At 57.1% G+C, this 17004-nt stretch carries 10 protein-coding genes; 5 read left to right on the top strand and 5 right to left on the bottom strand.

All coding sequences use genetic code 11. The features are described 5' to 3' along the window. Window positions 1-165 precede the first annotated feature (165 nt). From SFX18_04935 to argH, 3 genes are all read right to left on the bottom strand, one after another. Window positions 166-1167, bottom strand: a complete 1002-nt coding sequence (locus tag SFX18_04935) for a sigma-54 dependent transcriptional regulator (GenBank protein ID MDX1962475.1) — start codon at window positions 1165-1167, stop codon at window positions 166-168. 120 nt (window positions 1168-1287) lie between these two features. Beyond that, window positions 1288-3528: a hypothetical protein gene (locus tag SFX18_04930; GenBank protein MDX1962474.1), complete on the bottom strand. Its 2241-nt coding sequence runs from the start codon at window positions 3526-3528 to the stop codon at window positions 1288-1290. Window positions 3529-3812: 284 nt separating this feature from the next. Continuing rightward, a complete protein-coding gene (gene argH, locus SFX18_04925; protein ID MDX1962473.1) occupies window positions 3813-5192 on the bottom strand; it encodes an argininosuccinate lyase in 1380 nt (459 codons plus the stop codon). A gap of 402 nt (window positions 5193-5594) precedes the next feature. On the opposite strand from argH, the gene SFX18_04920 reads away from it, so the two are divergent. Further along, window positions 5595-5972 carry a hypothetical protein gene (locus tag SFX18_04920; protein ID MDX1962472.1) on the top strand — a complete coding sequence of 126 codons (378 nt, stop codon included), beginning with the start codon at window positions 5595-5597 and terminating at the stop codon, window positions 5970-5972. 125 nt (window positions 5973-6097) lie between these two features. Here the strand turns inward: SFX18_04920 and SFX18_04915 are convergent, their stop codons facing one another. After that, window positions 6098-11428, bottom strand: a complete 5331-nt coding sequence (locus SFX18_04915; protein MDX1962471.1) for an FHA domain-containing protein — start codon at window positions 11426-11428, stop codon at window positions 6098-6100. A 352-nt stretch (window positions 11429-11780) separates the two neighbouring features. Here SFX18_04915 and SFX18_04910 point away from each other — a divergent pair, with 352 nt between their 5' ends. From SFX18_04910 to SFX18_04900, 3 genes are all read left to right on the top strand, one after another. Further along, a complete protein-coding gene (locus SFX18_04910) occupies window positions 11781-12122 on the top strand; it encodes a hypothetical protein (GenBank protein MDX1962470.1) in 342 nt (113 codons plus the stop codon). A 298-nt stretch (window positions 12123-12420) separates the two neighbouring features. Beyond that, window positions 12421-12867 carry a TraR/DksA family transcriptional regulator gene (locus tag SFX18_04905; GenBank protein MDX1962469.1) on the top strand — a complete coding sequence of 149 codons (447 nt, stop codon included), beginning with the start codon at window positions 12421-12423 and terminating at the stop codon, window positions 12865-12867. A 444-nt stretch (window positions 12868-13311) separates the two neighbouring features. Next, on the top strand, window positions 13312-15042 hold the full coding sequence (locus SFX18_04900) for an AMP-binding protein (GenBank protein ID MDX1962468.1): 1731 nt from the start codon (window positions 13312-13314) through the stop codon (window positions 15040-15042). Window positions 15043-15048: 6 nt separating this feature from the next. On the opposite strand, the gene SFX18_04895 is transcribed toward SFX18_04900, so the two are convergent. Then, the gene (locus tag SFX18_04895) at window positions 15049-15735 is read right to left on the bottom strand and encodes an RsmD family RNA methyltransferase (GenBank protein MDX1962467.1); all 687 of its coding nucleotides are present in this window, start codon (window positions 15733-15735) and stop codon (window positions 15049-15051) included. Window positions 15736-16267: 532 nt separating this feature from the next. On the opposite strand from SFX18_04895, the gene SFX18_04890 reads away from it, so the two are divergent. Further along, window positions 16268-16948 (top strand): hypothetical protein, encoded by a 681-nt coding sequence (locus tag SFX18_04890; protein ID MDX1962466.1) that lies wholly within the window; start codon window positions 16268-16270, stop codon window positions 16946-16948. Window positions 16949-17004 lie beyond the last annotated feature (56 nt).

Below are 17004 nucleotides of genomic sequence, written 5' to 3'. Positions count from 1 at the left end.
TAGTCAAAAGGCTAGTAATAAAAGAGAGATTTGCGGTTAACCCCATTAAATTCTCTAATTGATAATATAGTATCAAAGTGATAATTTCTTATGGTGAAGCGAATGTATATTCAAGAAGTTAGACACTCATAAAAATCCTGCTGATTTCTTCATGCAGCCTCTGGCTCACTCATCCCCATTTTCGCCCCCTTCCAGGCCGTATTCCTTCAGCTTTTTGTGCAATGTATTCCGGTTGATTCCCAGGCGGGTGGCCGCCTTGGTTTGGATATTGTCACAGGCGGCCATGACCTGCGCGATCAGTTCTTTTTCCACGCGATTGACAATTTTATTGTACAGGTCATCGCTATTAGGTCCCGCGCTCGCCAGTCCCTGCTGCACAACATCGCTAGTGAGGGACTCCAAATCCTGCCCCTTTCCGCCACGGATCAGCCGGGGGGGCTTTTGACCTAGGACCGTCGGCGGCAGTAATCCACAGGTCAGTTCATCACCCATGGCCATCACCACCGCTCGCTCGATGACATTTTGCAACTCACGGACATTCCCCGGCCAAGGATATGCTTGCATGGCCTCTAGCGCCGTCCGCTCGATATGGGTCACATACCGGTCGTTTTCCTCGTTATAAATATTGAGAAAATGCGATACCAGCTCGGGTATGTCCTCCCGCCGTTCGCGCAGCGGCGGCAAGTAAATCGGCACCACGTTTAGCCGATAATACAAATCCTCGCGAAAATTCCCCGTCGCCACCTCGTCAAACAGATCCCGGTTGCTGGCCGCCACCACCCGCGTGTCCACCCGCACGGTTTGGGTGTCCCCCACCCGTTCGAACTCGCGTTCTTGCAGCACCCGCAACAGTTTCACCTGCAGCTTGGGCGTGGTGGAATTGATCTCATCCAAAAAAATCGTGCCGGTGTGGGCGGCCTCAAAACGGCCGGTTCGATTGGCCAAGGCCCCAGTAAACGATCCCCGGACATGGCCAAATAGCTCGCTTTCCAGCAGACTTTCGGACAAGGCCCCGCAGTTGACTCGCACAAATGGTCCGCTCGCGCGCGGACTCAACTGGTGCACGGCCTTGGCGATGAGTTCCTTGCCGGTTCCCGTTTCGCCCAAAAGCAGCACGCTGGCATTGGTCCGCGCGACCTGCTGCGTGAGGCGGTAGACCTCTTGCATGGCCGGGCCAGAGCCGATGAGTCCTTTGATCGGGGGACGCGACATACGGGGAAGGAAGAATTATGAATGAAGAATGCAGAAATAAATACAAGCGTCTGTCAAACTACCACCTACTACCCACTATTTCGCTGCCCGCAAAGGCAATTCCAAAGCGTCCAAAATACTCCCCAAAACTTGTTGCGTTTCCGCTGATTCACCAGCACTCGTGTTATAGCGTTCGTATTGGGCACGCAGTTGCAATTGGGTCAGTTGAATGCCATGGGCCTGAATCGCCGAGGTCAAGGCCTGGACGGCGGCCACCCGACTAGGGAGCGGCGTCTCGGGACGGCTGGCGTAGTCAATCAAAGCGGTTTGCGCGGTCTGATTACCAATTCTTCCCAGCAGAGTCGCGGCCTGGGCGTTCCGTTCGGGCAATTCCAAAAAACCGGCCAGCAAATCCACCTCCGGCCGCAAATCCCGCTTATACCCCGGAGTGGTGGCGGCAAGCGGATCAGTCAACGTCAGCCAGGCTTGCAACGCAAAGTCGCCATGGGAGCGTCGCTCGACGGGAGAAAGGACCGCGCCGCCGGCCTGAAACATCGCCTGTTCCACGGCAAATTTGGTTGCGTCTAAATCATAGGGTCTGACAAAGATCGTGGTGAGGGGGTCATTGTCCGCCAAATGGCTGATACGCGGGCGTTCGGCGGCATCCTCGATCAAGATCACCACGGGGATCCGCGCGGTTCGTCGATCGCGACGAATCGCCTGCAAGGCCACCGAAAGCGGGGAGTTATCAATTCGATTGCTTAGCAAAATCACTTCGCAATCGGGGTTTTCCTGGGCCAGGCGAAATGCCTCGGAGCCAGTGGTTGCCGCATCGGTCTGCCAACCCAGGCTTTGCAGGTAACCCGCCAGACGGGTCGCGGTCGCCGCATTGGGAAAAGCGGCGATGGCCCGCCGCGCGCCGGTCGAGCGGGCCAGATGCGCAAGTGCCGCTTGAAATTCCCCTTGCCCGGCAAACGCGAGTTTAGGGGCAAGCTTAACAATGATTTGCGCTGCGGCAAACTGCACCCGTCGATCGATGGAACGGAGCGCATACACCAGCGGATGGGGTCGCGGGCCGGCAAAAGTCCCCGAGGGACCGATCTGGCCCAGGGCATGGATCGCCGCCACGGCGGTGGGATGATCATTACTTTTTACGGCAGTCAACAAAACCGCTTCTAAATTATCTCCGCCCAACTCTGTGATCGTTTGCAGTTCCGCGGGGGTCCACGCGGGGGCATTTTCCAGGCCGGCGCCGTAGGCGGCGGTGCGTAGATTGGCGGTCAGCCATAATTCCCGGGCTTGTGGATCATCGGGGGCGATCCGCAGTAAATCTTGTGCCAGCCGCGCCGCGCGGGCGGCTTGGGCGGCGGCCTGGGGAAGCCGTTGCGGGACCAGTTTTGCCTCCGCGCTATCCCACAGCCATAGATCGACGTTCCCCGCGGGATCGATTTGCAAACGATACTCGTCGTTGAGCCAGCTTTGTATGGCGGTTTTTAGCACTTCCGCCGCGGCAACCCGACTGGGGGAGGCTCCATACAGGGCGGTCAGGGCGGCTTGCGCCGCCGCGCGCGATTTAGCCGCGGCGGGGGCATCCAGCACCCCCCAGGCCATTAGCCAGGGGGCCGTGGTCCGCCCCCCGATTTTAGCCAACATTTCTAGCACCACAGCGCGCTGGGCGTCATTATCGGTGGCCAGCGCGCCAATCAGCGGCTGAATCGCCCCCCGTTCCATGCGCGACAAAAGCAAGCGAATCCGGTCGAGCTGCGCGGCGGTTAAATCCGCGCGGGCCAGCGCGTGAATCGCCGCCGCGGCCCCCGCTTCCCCCGCGGTCAGCAACCCTTGGAACGGCTCAAATAGGGCGTTATCCCCCTGGGCGGTCAGGTAGTCGTCGAGTAGTTTTTGCAGCCGCGCGGGGTCTTCGCTTTGCTTTTTGGCCGCTTGCAGCGCGCGAAGGATCAGGGCTTTGTAATCGGCGGGAATTTCCGGATCGCGCGAAAGTCGCAGCCACATATCCGGGTCAAATTTTTGGACGGCCGCGGCCAGCGTGGCATCATCGGGATTTGCGGCGAGCAACTTCTTGATCAATTCCCGAGCGGCGGGATAAGCGCGCAACCGGGCCAGAATATCAATTGCCTCGATCAATTCCAGCGGTGTCGTGGGATTGGCCTCAAGGATGGCGCGGACAGCCAAAGGGGTGTTTTCATCAATCAGCGGGACCCCCTTGGGCGCGCGGGGATTCACCGGGGGAGCGGGATCAGGCGCGGCGACCGGCGCCGCCGGCACGTCATCAAACGGGTCCTGGGCGGAAACGGTCGATCCCGTGCAGACCAGCAACATAACTGCGAAAATGCCAGACAATAGGCAAATCATCGACAGATATACATGATTGTCCGAACGGCAATTGTTGAGCGTTTTCATTTGTTTGGCCATAACCAGTTGTGCTGTGGAATCCCATATATCAAATATCAAATCTCAGATTGAGATCCTATTCGGCGACAGAGTCGCCCCCTACAAATTCTCGTTGACCTTATCACCCTGGCACCCCTGTTCCTCCGCACCCCTGCGCGAAATTGTTCCAGGGGACACTCACCCTGCGCCTGCAAGTTTCTTTTCTGCGCCTCCTACATTCCCACCTTTTCTTCCCAAATGCCAATCTGCCGGTCCACTTCCGTCGGAGCGGTCGATCCGTAACTGACAAACCGGGCGATGGCCTGCTCCACGCCCAGCACCTGGTAGAGCGAAGCATCCAAGTCGGGATGCACGCTTTGCAATTCCGCCAAACTCAGGTCCGCCAGTCGCGCGTTTTTATCCAGCGCCAGCCGGACTAGCTTCCCCACGATTTCATGCGCGGTGCGCTGGGGAATGCCCCGGCGGATCAGTTCTTCCATCAAGGTGGTCGCGTCCAAATGCCCCCGATCCAGCCGTTCGGCAATGGCCGCGTGGTTGAGTTCGGTCAAGGCCACCAGCGGGGCCGCCACCTCCAGCGTGGCCGCGACGGTGTCAAAGGCATCAAAAATTCGGGGCTTGTCCTCTTGTAAATCGCGGTTGTAGGCCAGCGGCAGGCCCTTTACCAAGACTAACAGCGCCTGCAAATCGCCGATCACCCGCGCGGTTTTGCCGCGGGTCAATTCCAGCACATCGGGATTGACCTTTTGCGGCATGATGGACGAACCCGTGCAAAACGCCTGCGGCAACTTTAAAAAATTAAATTCGGTCGTGGACCACAAAATCCATTCCTCCGCCCAACCACTCAGGTGCAGGGCAATCACACTGAGCACAAACGCGAACTCCAGCACAAAATCGCGATCACTGCTAATGTCCAGGCTGTTGGCCAGAACCCCTTCAAATCCTAGTCTTTCGGCCACATCGTGCCGGTCGATTGGGAGGCTGGTCCCCGCCAGCGCCGCCGCCCCCAGGCTGAGTTGGTTGACCCGTCGACGGCAATCAGCCAGTCGCTGGCGATCTCGCTCCCATTTCTCGCAGTACGCCAGCCAATAGTGCGCGGCCAACACCGGTTGGGCCCGCTGCATATGCGTATAGCCCGGTAATATGACTCCCTGATCCCGGCGGCATAAACTGACAAACGCCCGTTGCAAGGTCCGCAACCGGACGGAGATCTCATCAATCGCCCAGCGGCACCAAAGGCGTAAATCGGTCGAGACCTGATCGTTGCGACTCCGTCCCGTGTGCAGCTTGCGCCCCACATCGCCGATCCGTTCTATCAACGCTCGCTCAATATGGAGGTGGATGTCCTCCAAGCTGATGGAGTAGGTGAACTTCCCCGCTTCAATGTCGCGGCGAATCCCCAGCAGCCCCTGCTCAATTTTTTGGCATTCGTCAGGGTTTATCAAACCCACCTTTGCTAACATCTGGGCATGGGCGATTGAACCATCAATATCAAAGGCAAACAGTCGCTGGTCAAAGCTAATGCTTTCTGTAAACTGCTCGACGCGGGCATCCGTGTCCGTGGAAAACACTCCTGACCATGCTTTTTCTGCCACGCCTGTTACTCACTGGGACCGCAGGCTATTAGCAACTGCGATTATGGAAAAGGGGACGGTAGCGATTGCTTAGGGATTAAGCATTTCTCTAGCCGTAAAAAATCTAATATTGTTTAGAATAAATGGACTTGCCCAAAGTGTCAACGATTATGCCGCGCGAGTAAGCAAAAGAGCCCGGCGTTTTTTGATGACACCTCGGCTCTCTCGTTAAAATCGTCAAATTTGATTTTGTGTAACCGTAGAATTAGAAAAGCAAATCACTTGAAGGGTTTCTGGTCAAGTTTTGCGCTCTCTTTGGCTGGTCATGCTAGGGTTTCAGAGGGTCCGAGGTGTCGTCGGGTTGATCAACACCCGAATCGTCGGGCTCTATTCTACTTATCTTGCCCATAACTGAGGTGGCTTATGTCGGAATTTGCGAAAGAATTTGTTAGCGATGCCGAGGACGAATCCGTGGAGACCCTTGCGGGCACGACCACAGCGGGTGAGCGGTTAAGTTCCCTCTTGAATTGGGGGATTGGCATCCTGGCGGTACTGTTTGTCGGTGGGGCGTCGTTTACCGCATACCAGTGTGCCGCCACGGATTTGCAAAAACGCAATCCTCACTGCGGCCTGGATTATATTCTTTGGGCCTGTGGCTCGGAGGAAACTTTTGAGTCGGCCCTGACCAGTAAGATTGAGGAATCTCAAGGACAATTAATCAAAGAGCTTGGTAAGAAAGTGAAACGAATTGAGATGCCTGATTTTGAAAATCTGCAAATTCAGCCAATCATCGTACCGTAGCACATCCACACTGGTGGGCAGTCTCCCAATTTCCGTAGCAAAGGCGTGATTGGCCCTGAAGGGATTGTGCCCGTCAAAGTTCCGTGATTCGCCGCATTTCGCCGGCAGTGGCTGCCCCGTGAAGCTTACTTACCAGGGGCAACATGGATTGAGGGGGGATTTGCCAGGACGATAGGCTTTTCCGCTGAAGCAGCCTTTTCTCCCGCCGGATGCTGGGTGGGGACAAGGGGAGCTTCGGCGGGGGACATGCTTAGTTCATCGCGCAAATCGTTCAAGAAATTTCCACGCGAGGAAACCACCGTGTACGTCAGCATGGCCAGACTGGCCAATGCGCCGACACAAGCCCCCGCGCGTGCCATCCAATTGTCAGCCGGGGCAAAAATCCACAAAGCCCCGCTCACCAGCACACAACCCAGGCTGATCACGGTCCCTTGAAAAACCTGATGTTGAACGCGTTGTTGTTGGCTGGCGCGGACGGCGGTACGGGCCGAATGATTCGCCAGTTCGCGCATGGCGGCCAGGTCGGATTCTTTTTCGGGCGCGGCGCTGCGCACGTACTCGCGCTTGGGTTTGGCGGGTTCGACGACGGGGGGAGTGGCTGGATTGGTCTGGGCCATAACCGACGCTTGCGGCTGGACGGGGGTGGCGGTCGGGACGGTTGGTTTGACGCGGGCCGTCGGTGCCGAAGCCTCGGAAGTTCCCCCCCGCATCCGGTTTAGTAACCGCTGCATGTAGTCATCTATCGATTCTTCGTGGGCCTCATCGTCCTGAGTAGGTTCCGCGGTGGTTTGGTCCTGAGCGGCGTGGCCTGTTGTGGCAATCGTGGTCCGGGGAACTTCCTCTAGGTGTGATGAGTCAGAGACGGACGGGGCGTCCAAATCCGCTTGCGCGTTTACAATTCCCTCCGTGGCTGATGCTTCATCCGTGGCGAAGGAGCCGCCATCGGGTTCATTTTCGTTGGTGTCATCAGCCATTAACGTTGTGGCGGGGGAGCCTGCATCCGCGCCGGGGGAAGCAGTCGCGCCACCTGGGAAATTACTGTCCTGCTGAGTGGATGCCGGAGCGTCCGCGGGGGGGCGCAAAATGGCAAACGCCTGTAATCGGGAAAAAATGGCATCCTCGCTGGCACCGTCGCGGTTGTCAGCGACGTTGTCCGGGGCTATTTCCTCCGCCCCAATTTCCTGTGGATCGCAGGGTGCGGTTAGCGAGAGCACCGGGGAATATACCGGCTCCGCGGTTTCCTGGGCGTCTGTAGCCGTGCTTGTTTCTGTCCGCTGTTCTGCGGATTCCATTATCATTGGCCGACGGTGTAATTCCGCACGCGCTGTGGCCAAGTCCGCCGCCAGGGTTGCCAACTCCCCGCGCAACCCTTCGGCCAATGCTTGTTCCTCGTGGAGTTGCGCTTGCAATTGCTCAACGTTTTGACGCTGGAGATCTGCGTCCGTCTGCCGCGCCGTGGTTTGCTGGGACAATTCCGCGCGGACTTGTTCCAATTCCCGCGTGGCTTGCAGCAAGGTTGTTTGCGCTGAATCTAGCTTGATGTGATAGTCGCGAAGCTCTTGTTCCGCGATCGCCAGGCGGGATTGTAAATCCGCGCACGTTAACTGTTGTTCTTGCAGCGCGGCGGCATGGTCTAGGGCCATATGCCGGGCTGTGTTATCCTCTTTTGCCGCTTCCCAGGCTTGACGCTCTGACTGCCAAGCCTGACGTTCCTCCTGCCAGGCGGCTTGTTGGGTTTCCCAGGCTTGTCGTTCCGCGGCAAAAGCCGTCTGGCAGCCTTCCAAATGCCGTACCTCGCTTTGCCGCTGGAGGGCTTGTTCTTGCCAGGTGGCAATTTCTTGAGCGTGTTGCGCGCGGGCTTGAGCAAGCGACTGCCAAGCTTGGTCATGCTCTTGGCGTTGCAAATCAAGGGCGAATTGAGCCTGTTCCAAGTCAGCGGTGCGCGCCGCCAGTTGGGTTTGTAGTGTCGCGGCCGCAACGGCGGCGGAATTAATCTCATGTGCGCGGGAATCAAGTCTGGACCAGCGTTCCCGCAATTCCCTTTCTTGCCGGACAATTTGCCGCTGCGCGGATTCCAGCGCGGCTAGGTCGCGTTGGCGGTTAACAACCCGCCGGGCACGCTCTGCCGCCAAAAGATCCCGTTCCTCCACCAGTAGTTGTTCCAGTGCCTCGCGCCGCAGGGCAAATTTTTCCCGTGCCAAGGCCAATTCCGCCTCAGCTACGGTCAACTCTTCCCGTTCCCGCGCGACTTGCGCGGCGGCCGCGTTGATCGCGTCCATCTCGGCGACGTGGGAACTGTAGGCTAATTCCGCCTGCCGGGATTTGCTGGATAATTGGTTGGCCAGCAGGGTGAGCCGGGTTTGCTCGACCTGCAATTGATTTTGCCAATCAGCCAATGTCTGTTCGCGCTGGGCCAATTCTTCCCGCCGCGCTGTCAATTCCCGTTCACTGGTCGCCTGACGGTTGGCAAATTCCGTTAGGGAATGTTGCAGTTGAGCGCGTGCTTCTACCTGCCGGTCCCGTTCTTGGTGGTACTCGGTTTGTTGCGCGGCCAATGCCGCTTGCGCGTCATGCAATTGTCCTTGCGCGGTTAAGAATTCGGCTTGGGCGAGCTTAAAATCCTCTTGGATGGCCTGAAATTCTATTTTTGCGGCGTGAAATTCCGCTTTAGCCGCGTCAACGTCGGCTGTCGTGGCGGCCAAGTCCTCTTGGGCGGCCCGCAACGTGGCGAGATCGGCCTGGAGCGATTTCCGCGCGGCTTCCAACGCTTGATTTTGAGTGGTTGACTGGGTGAATTGCTCAGCTAATACCGCGCTTTGGGCGGCCAGGTCGGCCTGGAGCTGGTCCAGTTCGCATCGTTGCCGGGCTAGCTCGTCCAGTTGCTGTTGGATCGCTAGGCCCTGGGTGGTCTGTTCGGACTGGCGGATATCGCACGCGGCTTGTTGGGCGGCCAGGTCAGCCTGGAACTGGTCCAGTTCGCATCGTTGCCGGGCTAGCTCGTCCAGTTGCTGTTGGATCGCTAGGCCCTGGGTGGTCTGTTCGGACTGGCGGGCATCGCACGCAGCTTGTTGGGCGGCCAGGTCGGCTTGCCGTGACAGCAACGCCGTCTCCGCCCGGCGCAGTTCCTCTTGGGCCGCTTGTAACTTGGTCTGTTGCTGGCAAGCGGTCTCCAGAGCAGTTCGCAGTTCGGTCCAACTGTCAGCCAGTTGGCCGCGCTCCGCGGCAAGCTGGTTTTGCTCCACCAAAAGCTGGGTTTGGCTTTCCGCCAACAGTTGTTGCGCGCTAGCCAGTTCCCCCGCTTGCCGCTCTTGCTCGGACTGAAGAGCTTGCCATTGGGCGCGATGGGCGGACAATTCCGCATCCAGGGCCACCCGCGCGGTTTCCAATTCCTCACGCAACGCGGTTAGTTCCGCGCGCTCCCCTTGCAGTTGGGCCGCTAAATCCTGGTTTGCTTGTTGGTCACAGGCGATTGCCGCTTGTTGTTGATTGAGTTCGCCTAATAATGCATGGTGTTGCTGGCGCGTCTGGCAAAGTTCTGTCAACTGTTCCGTTAATTGTGCATGCTGGCAGGCAAGTAGCTCTTGGCCGGCTTGGCATTCAGCCCGCTGGCGTTCCAGTTCATGACGTTCTTGGGATAAGCGCGCGCTGACTTGCTCCAGCGCGTTTTGACGCTGCTGTTGTTCCTGGTCGAGTTGGTCCAGCCGCGCGCGGCGCGATTCCAATTCTTGTTCACTCGCGGCCAGTTGCAGAGTGGTTTGCTCCGCCGCATGTTGGGAATCCGCCACCTGTTGGGATCGTCGGTCAAGCTCGGATTGTTCTTGGGTAAACTTGGACCAAGCGGCTTGCAGGTCGGCCTGTTGAGACGCCAGTTCCGCGGCCCTGGTCGTGGCCAGTTCCTGTTGTTGGGCCAGTTGTTCGCGCTGGGTGTTTAAATCTGCGGCTAGCTGCCGCAATTGTTCGCCGGAGGCGGCTTGTTCCGCGGATTGCCGATGAAACTCGTCCTGAGCGGCATTAAACGCGGCTTGTAGATTTTCCAAGTCCGCTTGTTCGTGGCGTAGCCGCGCGGCGGCGGCTGACAATTTTGCTTCTTCCGCCAGGCATTCGGCCTGGCGTCGATCCAAATCGGACCGAAGTTGCGCTAACTCCCCTTGCGCGTGGGCGAGCGTGGATTGCAGTTCCTCCGCGGCCTGTTGCCGCGCGCAAAGTTCCACCTGCTCACGCTCCACTGTTTGGCGGGCCTGGGCGAGCGACTCGGTGTCTAACTGCAATTCCCGCCGCGCGGCTTGAAGCTGGATTTGTTGGTTGTCCAGCTGATCCAGGATGCGGCCTAACTCTTGTTGTTGGGTGGTTAATTCCCCTTGTTGCAAATCAAGTTCCCATTGCCGCCGTGCTTGGGCTTCATGCGTGGCGGATTGTTCCGCGGCCCGCGCCCAGAGTTCCTGGCTTTGCCGGCCCAAGGCCAGGCTTTGCTCATCCAACTCGGCGGACAAGCGTTCGCAGTTAACCTCGCGCGCATGCAGGCTTTCCAGGCGGCTTTCTAGTTCAAACTGGTATTGTTCAATTTGGCGATTGCGGGTTTGCCATTCTTGCCGTTCGGCGTCAAATTCGAGCAATTGACGTTCAAGATCGGTTCGCTGCAGGGTCAACTGTTCCTGTTGGGTTAGCAAGTTGGCCGCTTTTCCCTCGAGCTGGGCTTGCCGTTCGGTGACATCAGCCAGTTGTTGATTGTATTGGCGTTGGACCTCTTTGAGTTGTAAGCGGCGCGCTTGCAACTTTTTTCGTAATTCACGCAAATGACCCGATTCGGGAGCGACAGAACTAGTTGGCACAGGCGCGTGTGAGTTTTTTCCGCGGTTGGATGCTGGCTTTTTTCGCCGTGGGCCAAGATCCACCGGGAATGTCGGTTCACTCACATCTTGCCACAGGTCGCGTGGAAGATGACGCAGCTTTTTTGCGGCTATCCGCAAGGGCTTTGGCTGGGAAGGACGTGATTTGCTTGTGGACTGTGATTTATTCTGATGAGCTTTTCTAGCGTAACGCGGGGAGGTCTGGCCAGCTGGGCTAGGCTGGGGTGTTTTTCGCTGGGTTGTGGACGTGGTGCGAACGACTGCCAGTGGGGCACCCTCTAGTACAAGCAGGCTATAGGGACCAAATTGCAATTGATCTCCTAGTGCAAGTTCGTGCTTGGCCAGGCGACGGCCGTTGACACGGACGTTTTTTCCCCAGATTCGCAACTGTGTGCGGCCTTTACGGCGAATCAATTCCGCGGCGAACGGCTCTAGGCTGGGTGTCCGCAGACGTAAATCGCAATCGCGACCCCGCCCGATGCTAGCACGCCCCACAGAGAGGCGATATTGGCGCCCTTCCTCGCGGCCATTTTGAATCAGCAGCACCAGCGGTTGCTTCCGAGTCTTTTGTCCCGTTCTCGGGGTGTGATGTTTCTTCGCAGGTGTCATAAAAACTGCATCCCCGTACGGTGTTACATTACAAATGCACTACGCTGACAAACTCCCCAGGCGGTCGACCGTAATTCAGCGCGCGCCTAGGCAATCATCCAAAGTCATAAAGGGATGTAGCTTATGGGAAACACCCGGTCAAAAAATGGTGGCGTAGAGGCAACAGCTACGCCGGTGCAATTGCCAAACGTCTCGGATGTGCCCTTTATACCCGCGAATTGCGCAAATTGGATTTACCTAAACATAATACAAGTAATGGTTTATATTAAATCAAACTGACCTTGGTACGTTCGTATGGAAGAACCTATCGCTGGTGTTTCTGGTCAATGATCCGCTTCCCATGAGATAATTTATGGGAATTTTGCCAAAGGTGAATTTCCTCCCGCTTGTACGGTTAAAGGGAATCACCCTGATAACCGGCTATTCCTGCCGAATCGGCAAATTTTGCCAGATCGGCAAACTTCGGCTGAATCGGCGTGAGCGGGATGTCGATTTATTAGGGCAGCGAATAACCCAGTCGCTGGACCTTGGCGGATGCCGTTTATCCCGGCATGTGGTATGGCGATTGCACCATGTCATCGTCGATTTTAGGCGATGGACCGTCTGGTTAATCCCCCATTCATCCTGGCGGGCCACCGGACAAGGGGATTTGCCAGACTGTGACAAAATTCACAATCCAGTCGTCCGCAATTGAATTGCGGAAATATGGTTTTGCGGCAATTATTTTGAAAAATTTTTCGGAGCGCCGATCCCATACCCACGCGTTGCGTACTAGAGTTTGGTTGCTGCCGGAATTTCCCTCAGTGGACAAAATTTTACCCTGTTTTGCCAGTTGAAAAAGCAGGTCAAATGACGTCCAAAAAGGGGATAGCTTGCTGAGTGGTTCAGAGAGATTGAGCGCGACCGAGAACAGGCAAACTGCTCCCGCATTATTGCATCGTTCAGGGGGGACACCCGGACGGACAAGCGTGGGACAACCGAGGTGGAACACAATGGCACGAAAAGATTCTTTACAGGGACTGCGACAAATTTTACTCAAGCGGCGCGATGCCCTGCGCAGTGCGCTGGCAGGCGACCTGAGCTTGCTCAAGGAACTGCGTTCGCAGACCTCGGGCGATGTGGTGGACGCCGCGCTCGATTCGGCCCAGGACGAGATCAGCTCGCAACTGGCCGAGGTCGAAAGCCGCGAGCTCGCCCAAATTGAAAACGCGCTGGAGCGCATTCGCGAAGGAAAATATGGCGTCTGCGAAGGTTGCAGCGTCAAGATACCCCTGGCCCGTATGAACGCCCTGCCGTATGCCACGCTGTGCATCGAATGCCAGCGCGAAGCGGAAAAATCCGGCGACTACGGCGGCAGCGGTGTGGACTTTAGCCGGGTCTTTGACTCGAGCGGCGATAACGATGTCAGCATCAATGATATTGAGATCGACGTCGGTTAATGGCGCCGCGGACAGTATTTGACCCCGGGTCATGCGCTCCACCACTCAGAATTTTTAGACCCTTTGTCGTCCGGCGGCAAAGGGTTTTTTTCTTTACGGGTTTTTGGTTAGAGCGGAGTCCCTCTTTGTGAAAAAATGCACAAACCTTTTTCTCCCTTTTGCGGTAATTCCCTCGTTTAGTTCTTGCTCCCCTTTTATCCTTGCCGAATAATTTTTTAAGGAGTTTCCCGCAATCCTTATCGCTTATCCATTGCGGGCCGAGGGTTGAACGAGAACTGCATTACCAACCGCCGACTCGACTCGCGGTTGGCCAGTAACATACGGCCGCATTCTTGCCCCGTCGCGCTGGCATTTGCGCTCACGAGAGCGCGCCGGGGCGGCGCATGGCGGCATAATGTCGGTTGTCTGGGGATTGTTTGCGCCCATCTTGCTATTGTAATTACCATGCCTGCCACAACTCCCCCATCCGCTCCGCTTTCCTACGTCGCGCCTGGATCTCCCTGGCTTGACGATCTGTGCATTGGCCAGGTCCTGGCGCAGCAGGCCAAGCGGTATCCCCGGCACGATGCCTTGGTTTTTCCCCATTTAGGACTGCGCTGGACGTACGCCGAATTTGACGCCCAGGTTGACCGCGTCGCCCGCGCGCTCCTCGCCCTGGGGCTGCGCCCGGGGGATCACTTGGCTGTCTGGGCGACGAATGTGCCGGAGTGGGTTTTTTTGCAGTTTGCCAGCGCGCGGGTGGGGGTGGTGCTGGTGACAATCAATCCGGCGTATCGGCCGTTTGAGTTGCGGTATGTCTTAAAACAAAGCGACGCGCAGGCGCTCTTTTTGATCGATGCGTACAAAAAGTCCGATTACTTTGGGATGCTCGCGGAAGTATGCCCGGAAATCATGCAACCGGCCGCGGGTTTGCTAGAGAATGTCGAATTTCCCCGATTAAAATCCGTCGTGGCCCTGAGGGAAGGGGTAACGAATCGGCCCGCGGGAATACAATCCTGGAATGACTTTTTAGCCGCGGGCGAACGCACCACCCCAGCGCGGCTACAGGAAATTGAGGCAAGTTTACGCCCCGGCGACCCCATCAACATTCAGTACACCTCGGGTACGACCGGCTTTCCCAAGGCCGCGATGCTTAGCCACCGCAATCTGTTATTGAACGTGTATTACGCTGGACAGGCTCTCAATTACACGGCGGCGGACCGAATTTGCATACCGGTGCCGTTTTATCATTGCTTTGGTTGCGTGCTGGGAACGCTGTGCGCGGTGGCGCATGGAGCGGCCATGATCATTCCCGCGGAATCGTTTGACCCGGGCGCAACTTTGCAGTCCATCGAAGCCGAGCGCGCCACCTCTCTGTATGGCGTGCCGACCATGTTTATCGCCCAATTACATAATCCCAGCCTACAAGCCCGCGATCTGACTTCGCTGCGCACGGGAATCATGGCGGGAAGCCCCTGCCCCATCGAAACCATGCGCTGCGTGGTCGAGGAGATGCACTGCCCGGAAATCACTATCGGCTATGGACAGACCGAGGCTTCTCCCCTGATCACCCAAACAACCGTGGATGATCCGCTAGAACTGCGGGTAGAGACCGTGGGCCGGGCGTTTCCGGGGGTTGAGGTCAAAATCATTGATCCCGCCACCGGTGATATCCTGCCCGACGGACAGCCGGGCGAGCTGTGCAGCCGGGGGCACAACACGATGCTGGGCTATTACAACCAGCCCGAGGCAACCGCCGCCGCCATCGACGCCGAAGGCTGGCTGCACACGGGGGACTTGGCGATTCGCCTGCCGAATGGCTATTTCAAGATCACGGGGCGGATCAAGGACATGGTTATTCGCGGAGGCGAAAACATCTACCCCCGCGAAATCGAAGAGTACTTTTTTACCCATCCCGCGATCGAGCAAGCCAGCGTGGTGGGCGTGCCCGACCCCAAATATGGCGAGGAATTGTGCGCCTGGATCAAGCTAAAGTCGGGATACGCGGCGGGCGCGGACCTGACGGAAGAGCAAGTGCGGGACTTTTGCCGGGGGAAGCTAGCCCATTATAAAGTCCCCCGGTATGTGCGATTCGTGCAGGCTTTTCCCCAAACCGTCACGGGCAAAATTCAAAAATTTAAAATCCGCGAGCAAATGTGCGCCGAGCTAGGGCTATGCGAGCAAAAAACGGCGTAGCAAAGCTTATGACGCGAGCGACGGTTCGGGTGGCGGCTCCCGCCATACCGCCACAATCGCCGGTTCATATTCGCGGACCAGCCATTCCGCCGCGCGGGGCAGCTTGGTCATGTCAAAACGTTCGTCCGCCTCGACGGCAAAGAGCGATCCGGTGGGCGCGGCGGCTAGCAGGGATTGCAGCAATTCCAGCAATTCCCCCTCTTGGCGAATATAGCAATCATAGGGAGGCGAGCAAAACACCACCCAGGGTATAGTTGGCAAGGAGGGAAGCTTTTTTGCAAAGAGGAGCGCATTGGCGGGCAATACTGTCACGCGGTCGGTTAATTCCAGGCTAGCGGCGGTCTTTTTCAGCAGGTCCGCCGTGGGAAAGTGCCGTTCCACCAGCGTGGCGCTGGCCGCGCGGCGGCTCAGGGCTTCAAACGCCAACGCCCCCGTTCCCGCAAACAAATCCAGCGCGTGTTTCCCCGCCACCCCCGGACCCAGCAGATTAAACAGGGCCTCGCGGACGCGTTCTTTCATGGGCCGGGTGCGGGGATCGGGGGTAAAGAGCAACTTTCGCCCCCGTAAATCACCGCCGATGATCCGCGGCGGACTGGCAGCCTCCGCCGCGTCGGCCGCTTGCCGAGCGGCGTGGGCATGGGCCTGCCGGGCGCCTTTTGACTTGCCGGCGAATTTTTTGGGGGGACGGGGCATGGGTGATAAATCGCCGAAAGGATTGGGTTACTTATAGAAATGATTCCGCCGACGTATAGGTATATTTTTAGTATGGACTTCTAAGAGGGATTCCTTTGTGAGCCAAATACACTGATTCCTTTTGGGCCAAAGGCCCTGCCTATCCCAGCCTAGGGCAAGCGCAGCGTCGCCCTAGGTTTAATGTCTAGTTAGACAGGAAGGGCCAACGGCCCGGTTCACCAAAGATGTAAAGCATTCATCTAAATGTAAACTCGCAGTTAGTTATCGGAGCTTGATTCGCGGACTAAAGTCCATGATAGGCTAAATATCTTTTACCAACGAGCCACCACATGTCTGTAGCATATCTATTAAAGGTGAGATTTACTAGCGACGCGTTGGCAGCCCGTTTGTGGCAACCGCAGGCCATATTTGATATGAAAATCCCCACTACAAATATTTACCCCCGCTTGGGTATTGCCGCTAACTACTCTCCAGCCACGAATTTTGCTACAAAAAAGACTGCTAATTTATTCACTTTGCCCAGAGGTGCGACATGCTCGAGCAAATTGCCTTTTGGTTTATTGTCACGGGAATCACGCTGTTGGTGCTGGGCTGGATTTGGTTGCTCATCCGGGCGTGGCGGCAATCAGTCGGATGGGGTTTGTTGTCAACGCTGGTTCCCCCGTGTGGGGTGTTTTTTGCCGCCACCCATTACCCGCGCGTACGGGGGCCGGTCTGGACGCTGGTAACAGCAATAACGCTGATTGGCGTAACATACGGCGGCGCGCATCTGTTGTCGCAGTACATCAATTACCAACCAATCGTCACCATTGATGAGCGTAACGGCCGTGGCGAGACCCACCTGACCCTGACCGATGCCAAAAATTTTTCCTATGCCGACATCGCCAACTATCCGCAATTGACCGTTCTGCAAATGGCCAATCCCGACGTTACGGATGAAACCCTGGCCCACGTGGCGGACCTGACGGAACTTACCGAAATTGACCTGAATGACACGCAGATCACCGACGCGGGACTGGCTATTCTGGCCAAGCTGCCCAAGCTGCGAATTGTGCGGCTGCGCGGGACCAAAATCACCGATGAGGGCTTTCGGACGCATTTGCTTCCGCTGACCGAGATCATCGAACTGGATCTGCGCGAGACGCCCATCAAAAGCGCGACCTTGCGCCAATGGAAAACACAATTTCCCGACGAGCGGAAGTATTTGAAGTAAGCGGGTGTGAAGTTTGGACAAATGGAGGTTGGAGGAGTGGAGGTTTTGTCGCGGTC

It is taken from the genome of Pirellulales bacterium (assembly GCA_033762255.1).
Classification (GTDB): domain Bacteria; phylum Planctomycetota; class Planctomycetia; order Pirellulales; family JALHPA01; genus JANRLT01.
This window is presented reverse-complemented; position numbering and strand designations above follow the sequence as displayed.

Coding starts and splice junctions, on each gene's coding strand:
- SFX18_04920 (MDX1962472.1), top strand. CDS start 5,595: ATGTCGGAATTTGCGAAAGAATTTGTTAGCGATGCCGAGGACGAATCC.
- SFX18_04930 (MDX1962474.1), bottom strand. CDS start 3,528: ATGTTGCTGGTCTGCACGGGATCGACCGTTTCCGCCCAGGACCCGTTT.
- SFX18_04935 (MDX1962475.1), bottom strand. CDS start 1,167: ATGCAAGAGGTCTACCGCCTCACGCAGCAGGTCGCGCGGACCAATGCC.
- SFX18_04895 (MDX1962467.1), bottom strand. CDS start 15,735: ATGCCCCGTCCCCCCAAAAAATTCGCCGGCAAGTCAAAAGGCGCCCGG.
- SFX18_04900 (MDX1962468.1), top strand. CDS start 13,312: ATGCCTGCCACAACTCCCCCATCCGCTCCGCTTTCCTACGTCGCGCCT.
- SFX18_04890 (MDX1962466.1), top strand. CDS start 16,268: ATGCTCGAGCAAATTGCCTTTTGGTTTATTGTCACGGGAATCACGCTG.
- SFX18_04915 (MDX1962471.1), bottom strand. CDS start 11,428: ATGACACCTGCGAAGAAACATCACACCCCGAGAACGGGACAAAAGACT.
- SFX18_04910 (MDX1962470.1), top strand. CDS start 11,781: ATGGGAATTTTGCCAAAGGTGAATTTCCTCCCGCTTGTACGGTTAAAG.
- SFX18_04905 (MDX1962469.1), top strand. CDS start 12,421: ATGGCACGAAAAGATTCTTTACAGGGACTGCGACAAATTTTACTCAAG.